Origin of the sequence: Glaciihabitans sp. UYNi722, assembly GCF_040549465.1 — a bacterium.
Lineage (GTDB): Bacteria > Actinomycetota > Actinomycetes > Actinomycetales > Microbacteriaceae > Lacisediminihabitans.
Map to the genome: position 1 here is coordinate 45,347 of NZ_JBEPTL010000017.1, position 12,558 is coordinate 57,904.

Sequence of the window (12,558 nt, forward strand, 5' to 3'; positions counted from 1 at the left end):
TGAAATCTCTTCCCCTTGACTCGCGGCGTGTGTGTCCGTAACTGTCGGTGATCGCCTCGGACGCCTGAAGGTAATGGTTGGGTAACCATGCTCGCCTAGGCTGGAACAGTGAAGGCTATTCGACGATTTACCGTTCGCACCGTTCTACCGGAAGCGCTGAGCCCTCTCGAGGAGCTCGCCACGAACCTCCGATGGTCGTGGCACCTGCCGACCAGGCGCCTCTTCGAGGACATCTCGCCGGAGCTGTGGGAGGCGAGTGGGCACGATCCGATCGGCCTTCTCGGCGAGATCGAGCCGCCGCGACTGGGTGAACTCGCGTCGGACACGGACTTTGTCGCCCGTGCCAGAGCGCTCGTCGACGACCTGCACAACTATCTGACCGAGCCGCGCTGGTACCAGCAGAACTGCACGGATGCCGCGCCACAGGCGATCGGCTACTTCTCGCCCGAGTTCGGTATCGCCGCCGCCCTTCCGCAGTATTCCGGCGGCCTCGGCATCCTGGCCGGCGACCACCTGAAGAGTGCCTCCGACCTGGGCGTGCCGATCATCGGTGTCGGCCTGTTCTACCGTTCCGGTTACTTCGCCCAGTCGATCTCGCCCGACGGCTGGCAGCAGGAGTCGTACCCTGTGCTCGACCCGGACGGCCTTCCGCTGTCGGTGCTGCGGCACCCGGACGGCACCGCGGCCCAGGTCGCTCTCGCGCTGCCTGACGGTCGTGCCCTCTACGCCCGCATCTGGCAGGTCGCGGTCGGCCGCATCCGCCTACTGCTGCTCGACACCGACATTCCGGAAAACGAGGAGGCGCTGCATTCGGTGACCGACCGGCTCTATGGCGGTGGGGGAGAGCATCGTCTGCTGCAGGAACTGCTTCTCGGAATCGGCGGGGTGCGCGCCATCAAGGTACTCACCGAACTGACGGATGCCGACACACCGGAGGTCTTCCACACCAACGAGGGTCACGCCGGGTTCCTCGGCCTCGAACGCATCAGCGATCTCATCGGCGACGGACTCTCCTTCACCGAAGCGCTGCAGGTGGTGCGTGCGGGAACCGTCTTCACCACCCACACGCCGGTGCCTGCAGGCATCGACCGTTTCGACGCCAGCCTCATCGAGCGATACTTCTCCACCGATCTTCTCCCCGGTGTGGAGGTCGACGATGTGCTGAGCCTTGGCGCGGAGAACTATGTCGGCGGCACCGCGAACACCTTCAATATGGCGGTCATGGGGCTGCGTCTCGGCCAGCGTGCCAACGGCGTCTCGAAGTTGCACGGCGAGGTCAGTCGCGGCATGTTCGGCGAACTGTGGCCCGGCTTCGACACCGCGGATGTGCCGATCACGTCGGTCACGAATGGCGTGCATGCTCCGACCTGGACCGATTCGTCCCTCGTCGCGCTGGCCTCCGACCGCCTGGGCAACTCCGACACGACGACGGCCGATTGGAAGTCGCCGGCGGTGAGCGATGGCGACATCTGGAACGTGCGCAACGGCATGCGCGCCCAGCTGGTGGAGGATGCCCGCAAGCGTGTCTCCGCAGCGTGGGCCGCGCAGAGCCCAGGCGTCGGGGACCCTGTCTGGCTCTCCCAGATGCTCGACCCCAACGTGCTCACCATCGGTTTCGCACGACGGGTACCGACCTACAAGCGACTCACGCTGATGCTGCACGACCCTGAACGCCTGCGCGCGATCCTGCTCTCCGAGGAGCACCCGGTGCAGATCGTGATCGCAGGCAAGTCGCATCCCGCCGACGATGAGGGCAAGCGCCTCATCCAGAAACTGGTGGAGTTTTCGCAGGAGCCCGACATCCGCAAGCGCATGGTGTTCCTGCCGAATTACGACATCGGCATGGCCCAGCTGCTTTATCCGGGTACGGATGTCTGGCTGAACAACCCGCTGCGTCCGCTCGAAGCCTGCGGCACATCCGGCATGAAGGCTGCCCTCAACGGATCGCTCAACCTGTCGATTCTCGACGGATGGTGGGCGGAGTTCTACGACGAGGAGAACGGCTGGGCGATCCCCTCCGCCGATTCCGCCGGCGACTCTGCCGAGCGCGACAAGCTCGAAGCTAACTCGATGTACGATCTCATCGAGCACCAGATCGCACCCCGTTTCTACGACCGGAACTCCGACGGGGTTCCCGCGCGGTGGGTCGAGTCGATTCGTCACACGCTCTCGACGCTGTCGCCGGAACTCTCCGCCGACAGGATGGTGCGCGAATACGTGGAGCGTCTCTACCTGCCCGCAGCCTCCGCAGCCCGGGCGATCGCCGCCGATTCCTACGGGCCAGCGCGAACGCTCGCCGCCTGGAAGACCACTGTCACGGCCGCGTGGCCCCATGTCTCGGTGACCCACGTCGAATCCGGGGGAGTGGATGCCGTTCCGCAGGTCGGTGACGAACTCCACGTTCGCGCCCACGTGAACCTCGCCGGCCTGACGCCCGATGACGTGGCTGTCGAGGTCGTCTTCGGTCGTGCCCGCGAGGGTGATCGACTGGAGAACGTGGAGCGGCGGGAGCTCACCGCAGTGCCAGGCTCCACCGACGCGACCGGCACCGTGCAGTTCACCGGGACGGTCACGCTCTCTCGGGCGGGCAGCTTTGGCTACAACGTGCGGGTGGTGCCGCGGCATCCGCTGCTGGCGAGTCCCGCTGAACTGGGGCTCATCGCCGTCGCGAGCTGAGCAGGCTGCTGGTCATCAGCGCGGTGTTCTGTTATCCGCGCTGCGGTTGCAACGTGCGCGCGGATAACAGAACACCGCGCGGATGCTGACGTGACCTGTCACTCCGTGTGGGGTACGTCGGGGCTTTCGGGCGCGGGGGTGTGACGCATTCGAGGGACAGGCGTCGACGCATCCTTGTACCCCGCTGGGGGACAGTTTTAGGTAAAAAAACACTGATTTATGAGAAAATCTGCGCGATAGCAACGAATTTCGCAGTTCAGACCGATATACCAGCGGAAATCATCACTTTCACGCCCATTTTCTTGTGCCCTCTTCTGGGGGTTCATGGAGGATAGACAATGTCGTCTGTCCCGCATACAGTTCTTATCGGGGAAGGTGCTCGTCGCCTGATCGCCGCCGAGAGGCGAGGTCCACGCGAGCACGATTGCCCGTCCGGAAATCCGGCGGGGCACTCTCACAAACTCGGAACGACGCGCCATCGCGACGTTCCTGCCGCATGTGCGGCGACTCATTGCAAGCGACATCGCGGTGTCGCGAAAGGACAGAACATGAACAAGCTCGTCAAAGGCGCAATCGCAGGCGCTGCCGGTATCGCTCTTCTCCTCGGCGGTGCGGGCACCTTCGCACTGTGGAACTCGTCGGCAAGCGTCGCCGGCGGAACCATCGTCGCCGGCAACCTGGTCGTTGCCGATCCCGGTCCGGCCGGCGTCTGGACCGTCAACGGCGGCACCACCCCCGTCACGCTCAGCAGCTACAGGGTCGTCCCCGGTGACGTGCTCAAGTTCACCAAGACCGTCAATGTGACGGCAAGCGGCGACAGCCTGGTCGCCACTCTCGGCCTCGGCACCGCGTCGATCACGCCGACCGCTGCGGGCAACGCGGCGGATGTCGCGCTCGCCAACTACCTCAACGCCAACGCCGTGCTCGCGGCATCCGGTGCATCCATCACGGGTACCGGCCCGTACACGGTGACCGCCGGTGCGTCGGGCATCGTCGCGCAGCCGGTAGTCGTGACCGCCACCATCACCTTCCCGAAGAGTGTGACGGCCGGTGCGGAGAACGCTGCAAAGTCAGGCTCAGTGAGCCTCGCAGGCCTGACGGTGACACTTACCCAAAACTAGTCACCGTCGCACGGATGCCCGCTACCCGAAGGCGGGCATCCGTGTGGCACGGCCCCAATGAACCCCAGCAGATCCCAACCCAGCAGATCCCAACCCACCAGATCACAGACGCGAGAGGCGGTGACCCGGATGTCGATACACGCTAGCCACGGACGGCACGCTGCCAATCGCGGCTTCCTCCGCTTCTTCTCCCTTCGCTCGATGATCATCACCGCTGTCACCCTCATCGCAGCGATCAGCATCGCCGTGATAGCCACCGGCGGTACCTACGCGCTGTGGAACAAGTCGGCGCAGGCCGCGCCCGCCGCCACCATCACGGCCGGGACCGCGAACCTCACGGTCTCCTCCCTCACCCTGCCGACATCCGCCCTCGCCCCCGGTCGAACTATCTACGGTTCCACCGCGGTCGCGAACACCGGCACTGTACCGCTCGCGCTCAGCGCGACGCTCTCCGGCCCAACGTCGTCGACCACGTTCTCGCAGGCGCTCACCCTGGGCTTCGGCACCGCCGCTACGGCGGCAGCCTGTGCCAGCTTCACGCCCAGTTCGACGGCGACCTTCGCCTCTGCCTCGACCGCGGCATTCGGCACTCTCCCTCTCACCGCCACCAGCGGCTCGCCGCTCTACGTTTGTGTGTCGGTCACTCTCGCTTCGACAGTCGCGACCGGCGCGCAGGGCCAGACCGCCTCGACCTTCCGCATCACGCTCTCCGGGGTTCAGTCATGACACGCCGTCGCATGCCGCGCGCAGCCCTCGCGATCGGCCTCGCCGTATTCCTCACGCTGGCCGGCACGAGCGTTGCGTCAGCACTCTGGAACGCGAGCGCGACAGCGGTGACGGGTTCTGCCACAGCGGGAAAGTTGACCTTCACGCAGGCGGGAACTTCGGCGCTCGCGAAGACCTACACGCCCTCGGATCTTGTCGCTGTCGCGCCGATCACCGTGAAGAACGGCGGGACCATCGCCAACACTTTCACCCTGCGCATCGCCGGATCCAACGGCAACAATCTGACCAATGCGATCACCCTCTCCGGCTGGTCGGTCGTCTCCACCGCCGCCTGCACGCCGACCCCACCCAACGGCGCGACGGTGCTCACCGGACCGAGCCTCACCACGGGGATCACGTTCTCCGGGGCGCAACTCACGGCCGGTTCCTCAGTTTTCTACTGCATCACAACCTCTGTGCAGTCCGCCAAGAGCGACAGTGTCGCCCCGGCCATTGTCACCGTGATCCTCACCTCCGCGGTCGGAAACTGGAACTCGAACTCGACTACGACGGCCAGCCAGCAGGTGCAGGCCGCCGATACGACCGCGCCCAGTGCGCCGACGAATGTCGCGGCATCCGGCACCACCGCTTCGCAGACCACTCTCAGCTGGACGGCCTCTACCGATAACGTCGGGGTCACCGGTTACGACGTCTACCGGTACGGGATCAAGATCGGCTCCACCACGGGCACCACCTACACGGACACGGGGCTCGCGCGCGACACGGCCTACAGCTATACCGTGATCGCTCGCGACGCGGCCGGCAACTCCTCCGCTGCGTCCACCACCGCGACCACCACGACGCCGACAATGACCGCCGGCGGCCGCTACCAGATCAGCGTGCCGAACAGCGGCCTGTGCATCGACGCGGGACCCGCCGGTGCCGCCGGCGATGGTACGCCGCTCGCGATCGTCGCCTGTGCAACCGGTCGAGTGCAGACCTGGCAGTTCGCCACCGCTGCCACGGCCAACTACTACCAGGTGCAGGCCAACCCCTCGACGACGCTTGCCTGGGAGGTGGACAACAGCGGCGGTCTCGGCCAGAACAATTACCAGAAGGCCCAGCTCTGGTCTTACGGCGGAGGGGCCAACCAGCAGTGGCAGGCCGTCTCCGAGGGCGTCGGCACCGGCAAAGTGCACTTCCTGAGCCTGAACAGCGGCAAATGTCTCGACATTCCGAACGCCAACATCACGTCGGGCGCCCAGTTGCAGCAGTATGACTGCAACAGCACAGTCGCGCAGACCTTCCTCATGACGCAGCTGCCGTGAGGCGGCGTCGAGCGGCTATCGCCGCAGTGACGCTCGCCGTGATCGTGATGCTCGGTGCGGGTATTGCGCCGGCATCAGCGGCGACCGACAGCGTGCTGCTCAGTCGCGACGGCATCCACTATTCGACTTCGCTGAGCGGCGGCCTCTTCGACGGCGCAGCGGCGCTCATTCCCGGTCATTCGGTGAGCACCGAACTGTGGATCAAGAATCCCACGGCCGCGCCGGCTTCGGTGCGAGTCAGTGTGCAGGGGGTGAACGCCTCATCTCCGGCGTTCGCGACAGGGGTCGCATTGAGCACAGCGAGTTCACTGGTCGCGGCGAAGGCGTCCGCCGAGCCGCTCGTTGACGTACGGCGATGTGATGTGCTGACGTCAGTTCCGCGGCTCGCACCAGGGGCGGTAATGCAGATTGCCCTCACTTTCACCATGGATGACATGGTGGGCACCGTCGCTCAGACTGACAGTGTGGGACTCGACCTGCTCGTCGCGCTCCGCGACGCCCAGGCCGGGCCCTTCGCCGCATCCGCGTGCGATGATGACGGGGTGGTCGTCGCCTCGAACAGCAAACAGCTCGGAACCATCGCCTACACCGGTACTGAGCTCCCAGTGCCGCTGATCATCGCCGCAGGCCCGATGCTCGGTGTCGGGATCTTCCTCGTCGGACGTCGACGTCGCCGGGCGGACGATGGACATCACTAGGGCGCAGGCGCGACGCGATCGTGAGAAGGGTCTGTGGCACTACATCGGCCTGGCTCTCAGCGGCGCGCTGCTGCTGCTCGTGATCGCTATGGCGCTACTGGTGATCGTGATTCCCAAGGTTGCCGGCGGCATCCCGCTCACCGTGTTGACCAGTTCGATGATCCCGCACTATCCGCCGGGAACCCTCCTAGTCGATCGGCCGGTCGACCCGAAGGATCTCAGGGTCGGTGACGTGGCGACCTACCAGATCGAGTCGGGCAGGCCGGGCGTCATCACCCATCGAATCGTCGCCATCCATTCCTCCTCCGACGGGTCGCGTACCTTCCAGTTCAAGGGCGACAACAACAGCCAGCCGGATGTCGACAACGTTATCGAGAAACAGATCCAGGGCACCGTTTGGTATTCGCTTCCGTTTATCGGCTACGTCAATAACGCCGTCAACGGTGAGAGCCGCAACTGGATCGTGCCTGTGCTGGCCGGACTGCTTTTCGTCTACGCCGGATTCACCGTCGCGAGTGCGATCGTCGGGTCACGTCGGAAACGCCGTGCGAAGCCTGGCACGATCGACGAGCGGTGAACCGGATGCCGAGGCCGTCAGTGTGCCGGTCGCGGGAGTGCTGCCACGCTCAGTTCGCCCGGAACAGCTGCATCGACGCTGGCGCGAGCTTCAACTCGGTGGTCGGCGCATGGATCTCCTTCGGCGCGTGGTCGTCGGCGCTGTTCCACAGCAGCTCGTAGGAGATAACCCCCTCGTGCTCCGGCAGGCAGACGGTCTCCTCGACCTCGAGGCCATGCACGATCAGCAGGATGCGGTTGAACTCCTCGAATTCGGGGGTCGAGGCCGCGAGGTACTGCAGCGTGCGCTCGGCGGGGGAGTCCCAGTCGGTGATGGACATCGACAGGCCCTCCTTGTTGAACCAGTCCATCTGGGTGGCGGAGGGCACCGTCTCGCCGAAGATCCCGAAGCGCACGGGTCTCAGGGCCGGGTTCTCGCGGCGCAGGCGCAGTAGCTTCTGCGAGACCAGCAGCAGGTCGTCCTGCCAGTCCCCGTGTTCCCACGGCAGCCAGGTCAGCTCGCTGTCGTGACAGTAGGCGTTGTTGTTGCCGCGCTGGCTGCGTCCGAACTCGTCGCCGGCAGTGATCATCGGCAGGCCGGCCGAGAGCAGTAGCGTCCCGAGCAGGTTGCGGGTCGCCTTCTCGCGCGCTCGCAGGATGGTCGCGTCATGGCTCGGACCTTCGACGCCATAGTTGAACGAGTGGTTGTTGTCGGTGCCATCACGGTTGTTCTCGCCGTTGCCGAGATTGTGCTTCTGGTTGTAGGCAGTGAGGTCGGCGAGGGTGAATCCGTCATGGGCGGTGACGAAGTTGACGGACGCGAGTGGCCCACGTTGCTGTGAGAACACGCCCGCCGAGCCGGAGAGCTTCGCGGCCAGCTGCCCGATCCCAATAGGTGTCTCGCCGCTTGCCCGCGCGGAACCGATGTCGGTGAGCCAGAAGTCGCGAGCCCGGTCGCGGTAGTCGTCATTCCATTCTGACCAGCCGTCGGGAAAATTGCCGACCTGCCAGCCGCCCATGCCGACATCCCACGGCTCGGCGATCATCTTGACATCGGCGAGGGCGGGATCGCCGACGATCGCCTCGAGGAGCGGATGATGCCGGTCGAACTCGACCCGGTCGTCACGTCCGAGGGTGGCGGCCAGATCGAAGCGGAAGCCGTCGACCTGCACCTCGTTGGCCCAGTAACGCAGGGAGTCGAGCGCGAGGCGCTGGGCGGCGGGCTGGGAGAAATCGACGGTGTTGCCGCATCCGGTCACATCGATGTAGTTGCCTTTGGCATCCTGCCGGTAATAGGAGGCATTGTCGAGGCCGCGCAGCGAGGTGGTCGGACCATCGACGCCCTCCTCGGCTGTGTGGTTGAAGACGACGTCGAGGATCACCTCGAGTCCGGCCTCGTGCAGCAGTTTCACCATGCCCTTGAACTCGCGCAGCACGGCACCGGCGCCCCCGAACTGCGCCTGACGCGAGGCGTAAGCGGCGTGCGGCGTGAAGAAGTTGAGGGTGTTGTAGCCCCAGTAGTTCATCAGGCCCTGCTTCACCAGGCGCTGCTCGCTGACGAACTGGTGCACCGGAAGCAGCTGGATCGCGGTGACGCCGAGATCCTTCAGGTAGTCGATCGCCCTCTCATTGGCGAGGCCGGCGTAGGTGCCGCGCAGTTCCTCTGGAACGGCGGTGTTGAGCTTGGAGATGCCTTTCGCGTGCGCCTCGTAGAGCACTGTGTGATCGAGCGGCGTGTTCGGTTTCGTCACGCCTGACCAGTCGAAAGCGTCATCCTGAACATAGGAGCGCCACTCGCCGGATGCCGTTCTGGCCAGGCCTCGCGAGTAGGGGTCGATCAGGTGCAGCGTCGAGTCGAATCTGTGCGTGGGGCCTGTCGGCCCGGTTGCGCGCAGTGAATACCGGGTTCCCGCGACGAGGGCTGAGGATTTTCCCGACCAGACGCCGCCGGCATCCTTCACCAGCTGGATGCTGTCGGCCACCCAGTTCGGATCCTTCTCGCCGAAGATGCAGAGCTCGATTGCCGTCGCATTCGCCGACCAGACTCGAAGCTCGCCGCCGGTTGCTGTGACGCGGACGCCGAGGTTGGTCAGTGGGTCGATCGTAGGCACGCGTTCTAGAGTAATCAGTGCGTGAGTCACGCTTGTTACACGCGTCAGGAGCACGGTGGCCATCTACCTCGATCATGCGGCGACCACGCCGATGCTGCCCGAGGCGATCGAGGCCTACACCTCCGCCCTCGGGATCGTCGGCAATCCGTCTTCGATCCACAGCCAGGGGCAGAACGCCAAGCGGATGCTGGAGGAGGCCCGCGAACAGGTCGCGCTGTCGCTCGGCTGCGATCCGATCGAGGTCGTGTTCACCTCCGGGGGAACCGAATCGGTGAACCTCGCGGTGAAGGGCCTCTACTGGGCCCGGAACACGGATGCCCCGCGCCGCCGCATCCTGGTCCCCCGGGGCGAACACCACGCCACCATCGACACCGTCGAGTGGCTGGAGCGCTACGAGGGCGCGATCCTCGAATGGGTTCCCCTCGACTCCCTCGGCAGGATCCGCCCGGACTCGCTGGCCGAGCTCATTCAGGCCCACGACGACATCGCCCTGATCACGCTTCTCTGGGCGAACAACGAGGTGGGCAGCATCCAGCCGGTCGCTTCGGTTGTCGAACTGGCGGCGGCCCACGGTATCCCGGTACACGCGGACGCTGTTTCGGCTTACCGCCACCTGCCCATCGATTTCGCCGCCTCCGGCCTCTCCGCGCTCTCCGTCTCCGCCCACAAGATCGGTGGACCGCTCGGCATCGGTGCGCTCGTGCTGTCCCGCGGCGCGACCATCGTCCCGCTGATCCACGGGGGAGGCCAACAGCGCGACGTGCGGTCAGGCACCCAGGATGCGCCTGCCGCCATCTCGTTCGGGGTTGCGGCGCGGCATCCGGCCCCGCGGCTGTCGGCCCTGCGCGACCGGGTGATCGCCGGGGTACAGGAGGCTGTGCCGTCCGCGATCCTGCGCGGCGACCCCGTCGACCGGCTGGACAACAACGCGCATTTCACCTTTCCTGGCTGCGAGGGCGACTCCCTGCTGTTCTTGCTGGATGCCGCCGGCGTTTCGGTCTCGACGGGATCGGCCTGCCAGGCCGGCATTCCCGAGGCCTCGCACGTGCTGCTCGCCATGGGACTCAGCGATAGCGAGGCGCGCGGGGCACTGCGGATCACCGTGGGACACACGACGACGGAGGCCGACGTCGGCGCTTTTCTGGCCGCGTTACCGGATGCGGTCGCTCGCGCCAGCCGTGCAGGGCTCTCTGATCGCACGGTGTCGATCGGCCGCTGACCGCTCTCTGGCGTACTGCCTTCGGTATCTCCAGGTGCCCGGAATCCCAGCACTTGCCACTTTCCGTGGTCTGAGGGCGCTGAGACCACACAAACTGGCAAATGGTGCGCCAGACAAGGGTGGTGGTGGCGAGATGGGCGAGCTGTGGTCGCCGCCGGTTTCGGTTCTTCTTGTGGAAATTCAGGACTTTGGTCGAGCGTGGTGGGCGAAAACGGCGATCTGCCGGTGTGCGATGACGGAAGTCCTGAATTTCCAACGAGGGGTGAGGGGTGAGGGATGCCGTGGACCCGTGATATTCGACGCTCTTGCGCCGCCGCCGCACCTGTAATATTCTGCTGACAGGTGCAAGGGATGGTGAACATGGATGCTTCGGAACTCAGCGGCAAACTCGCCGCCATCGCGAGCCCGCAGCGCATGCGGATCATCGCCCTGCTTACAGGCGAGACGCTCCACGTGAGCGAACTCGCCAGGCGCATGGAGATGTCGCGCGCCCTGCTCTACATGCATCTCACGAAGCTCGAGGAGGCCGGCTTCGTCGCGGGGCATCTCGAGCTGTCCGACGACGGCAAGGCCATGAAGTTCTTCGAGGTCCTCCCGTTTACCTTGACCGTCACCGCGAAGACGCTCGTCGGAGCCGTCGCCGCACACACAGAAAGCGAGAAAGTCTGATGGATGCTGGAGCCGTTGCCACGCTGATCCCCGTCGTCGCCATCGCGGGAGGGATCACCTACGCGATCCTCTCCACGTACTGGAAGTCCAAAGAGAAGGTCGCCGGTTCATCGCCCGACCTGCGGGCGGCACTCGACGCCAACACCGCGGCGAGTCGCGCGATCCTCGAGCGCCTCGACAGCATCGAGGCTCGCCTCGGCACAGTCGAGAAGACGCTCACCGACATCCCCTAGGCAGCCCGCGATCGAGCCGAAGGCATCCGCACCCGTGTTTAGACTGGAACCATGAAGGTTTTGGCGGCAATGAGCGGGGGAGTGGACTCCGCGGTGGCTGCGGCACGCGCGGTCGAGGCCGGCCACGACGTCGTCGGTGTGCATCTGGCTCTGAGCCGTATGCCGGGCACGCTCCGCACCGGAAGCCGCGGATGCTGCACCATCGAAGACTCGATGGACGCCCAGCGAGCGGCCAACATCATCGGCATCCCCTACTACGTCTGGGACTTCTCGGAGCGCTTCAAACTCGACGTGGTCGACGACTTCATCGCCGAATACGCGGCCGGCCGCACACCCAACCCGTGCATGCGCTGCAACGAGCGCATCAAGTTCGCGGCGCTGCTCGAGAAGGCTCTCGACCTCGGATTCGATGCAGTCGCAACCGGTCATTACGCCTCGATCCTCACGGACGCCGACGGCAATCGCGAGCTGCACCGTGCCGCGGCCTGGGCGAAGGACCAGTCCTACGTGCTCGGCGTGCTCACCACCGAGCAACTCGCCCACAGCATGTTTCCACTCGGGGCGACCCCGTCGAAGGCCGAGGTGCGTGCCGAGGCTGCCGAGCGTGGTTTCAGTGTGGCGAACAAGCCCGACTCCCACGACATCTGCTTCATCCCGGATGGTGACACCCGCGGCTGGCTGGCAGAGCGCGTCGGCGCGGAGCAGGGCCGGATACTCGAGCGCGACGGTTCGATCGTCGGCAGCCACGAGGGAGCGCACGCCTTCACCGTCGGCCAGCGCAAGGGCCTGAATCTCGGCGTGCCGTCGGCGGATGGACGCCCACGTTTCGTCCTCGAGGTCAAGCCCGCTACCAACGAGGTCGTCGTCGGTCCGAAGGAGGCGCTCGACATCGCCGAGATCGCCGGATCGAAGTTCAGCTGGGCAGGGCTGCCGCCAGCCGACCCGTCCACACCGTTCGACTGCCACGTGCAGATTCGCGCGCACTCCGATCCGATGGCCGCTGTGGCGGTGCTGCGCGACGGTGAACTGGTGATCACCCCCGACGTGCCGCTCAACGGTGTCGCTCCCGGCCAGACCGCCGTCGTGTACGTCGGCACCAGGGTGCTCGGCCAGTGCACGATCGACCGCACCGTCAGCGCCGACTCGATGGTACGCACCGCCTGATCTATCCGCGCGGCGATTTGTTATCCGCGCGGATGTTGTAACCGGCGCGCGGATAACAAACTTCAGCGCAATAGTCGGT

11 protein-coding genes are annotated in these 12,558 nt (G+C 65.5%); 10 read left to right on the forward strand and 1 reads right to left on the reverse strand.

Annotation, left to right across the window (positions count from 1 at the left end; translation table 11 throughout):
* Positions 1 to 108 precede the first annotated feature (108 nt).
* The 6 genes from glgP to ABIB56_RS12875 all read left to right on the forward strand — a co-directional run bounded on the left by glgP (position 109) and on the right by ABIB56_RS12875 (position 7,105).
* On the forward strand, positions 109 to 2,676 hold the full coding sequence (gene glgP, locus ABIB56_RS12850; RefSeq protein ID WP_354569612.1) for an alpha-glucan family phosphorylase: 2,568 nt from the start codon (positions 109 to 111) through the stop codon (positions 2,674 to 2,676).
* Between the two features lie 548 nt (positions 2,677 to 3,224).
* On the forward strand, positions 3,225 to 3,797 hold the full coding sequence (locus ABIB56_RS12855; RefSeq protein WP_354569613.1) for an alternate-type signal peptide domain-containing protein: 573 nt from the start codon (positions 3,225 to 3,227) through the stop codon (positions 3,795 to 3,797).
* A 129-nt stretch (positions 3,798 to 3,926) separates the two neighbouring features.
* Positions 3,927 to 4,523 carry a hypothetical protein gene (locus ABIB56_RS12860; RefSeq protein WP_354569614.1) on the forward strand — a complete coding sequence of 199 codons (597 nt, stop codon included), beginning with the start codon at positions 3,927 to 3,929 and terminating at the stop codon, positions 4,521 to 4,523.
* Complete coding sequence (locus ABIB56_RS12865) at positions 4,520 to 5,830, forward strand: RICIN domain-containing protein (RefSeq protein WP_354569615.1); 1,311 nt, start codon at positions 4,520 to 4,522, stop codon at positions 5,828 to 5,830. Before ABIB56_RS12860 ends, ABIB56_RS12865 begins: the two co-directional genes overlap by 4 nt.
* Positions 5,827 to 6,528: an LAVTG motif-containing sortase-dependent surface protein gene (locus ABIB56_RS12870; protein WP_354569616.1), complete on the forward strand. Its 702-nt coding sequence runs from the start codon at positions 5,827 to 5,829 to the stop codon at positions 6,526 to 6,528. The genes ABIB56_RS12865 and ABIB56_RS12870 overlap by 4 nt, the downstream gene beginning before the upstream one ends.
* Complete coding sequence (locus ABIB56_RS12875) at positions 6,515 to 7,105, forward strand: signal peptidase I (RefSeq protein WP_354569617.1); 591 nt, start codon at positions 6,515 to 6,517, stop codon at positions 7,103 to 7,105. Before ABIB56_RS12870 ends, ABIB56_RS12875 begins: the two co-directional genes overlap by 14 nt.
* 49 nt (positions 7,106 to 7,154) lie before the next feature.
* Here ABIB56_RS12875 and glgX read toward each other — a convergent pair whose 3' ends face one another.
* The gene (glgX, locus tag ABIB56_RS12880) at positions 7,155 to 9,194 is read right to left on the reverse strand and encodes a glycogen debranching protein GlgX (RefSeq protein ID WP_354569618.1); all 2,040 of its coding nucleotides are present in this window, start codon (positions 9,192 to 9,194) and stop codon (positions 7,155 to 7,157) included.
* A 55-nt stretch (positions 9,195 to 9,249) separates the two neighbouring features.
* Between glgX and ABIB56_RS12885 the strand changes: the two genes are divergently transcribed.
* The 4 genes from ABIB56_RS12885 (at position 9,250) to mnmA (ending at position 12,479) form a co-directional block, all read left to right on the forward strand.
* On the forward strand, positions 9,250 to 10,413 hold the full coding sequence (locus tag ABIB56_RS12885) for a cysteine desulfurase family protein (RefSeq protein ID WP_354569619.1): 1,164 nt from the start codon (positions 9,250 to 9,252) through the stop codon (positions 10,411 to 10,413).
* 360 nt (positions 10,414 to 10,773) lie between these two features.
* Positions 10,774 to 11,082, forward strand: a complete 309-nt coding sequence (locus tag ABIB56_RS12890) for an ArsR/SmtB family transcription factor (RefSeq protein ID WP_354569620.1) — start codon at positions 10,774 to 10,776, stop codon at positions 11,080 to 11,082.
* Positions 11,082 to 11,315: a hypothetical protein gene (locus ABIB56_RS12895; RefSeq protein WP_354569621.1), complete on the forward strand. Its 234-nt coding sequence runs from the start codon at positions 11,082 to 11,084 to the stop codon at positions 11,313 to 11,315. The genes ABIB56_RS12890 and ABIB56_RS12895 overlap by 1 nt, the downstream gene beginning before the upstream one ends.
* A gap of 51 nt (positions 11,316 to 11,366) precedes the next feature.
* The gene (gene mnmA / locus ABIB56_RS12900; RefSeq protein ID WP_354569622.1) at positions 11,367 to 12,479 is read left to right on the forward strand and encodes a tRNA 2-thiouridine(34) synthase MnmA; all 1,113 of its coding nucleotides are present in this window, start codon (positions 11,367 to 11,369) and stop codon (positions 12,477 to 12,479) included.
* Positions 12,480 to 12,558: the final 79 nt, after the last annotated feature.

Coding starts and splice junctions, on each gene's coding strand:
- ABIB56_RS12855 (WP_354569613.1), top strand. CDS start 3,225: ATGAACAAGCTCGTCAAAGGCGCAATCGCAGGCGCTGCCGGTATCGCT.
- ABIB56_RS12860 (WP_354569614.1), top strand. CDS start 3,927: ATGTCGATACACGCTAGCCACGGACGGCACGCTGCCAATCGCGGCTTC.
- ABIB56_RS12865 (WP_354569615.1), top strand. CDS start 4,520: ATGACACGCCGTCGCATGCCGCGCGCAGCCCTCGCGATCGGCCTCGCC.
- ABIB56_RS12875 (WP_354569617.1), top strand. CDS start 6,515: ATGGACATCACTAGGGCGCAGGCGCGACGCGATCGTGAGAAGGGTCTG.
- ABIB56_RS12890 (WP_354569620.1), top strand. CDS start 10,774: ATGGATGCTTCGGAACTCAGCGGCAAACTCGCCGCCATCGCGAGCCCG.
- ABIB56_RS12895 (WP_354569621.1), top strand. CDS start 11,082: ATGGATGCTGGAGCCGTTGCCACGCTGATCCCCGTCGTCGCCATCGCG.
- mnmA (WP_354569622.1), top strand. CDS start 11,367: ATGAAGGTTTTGGCGGCAATGAGCGGGGGAGTGGACTCCGCGGTGGCT.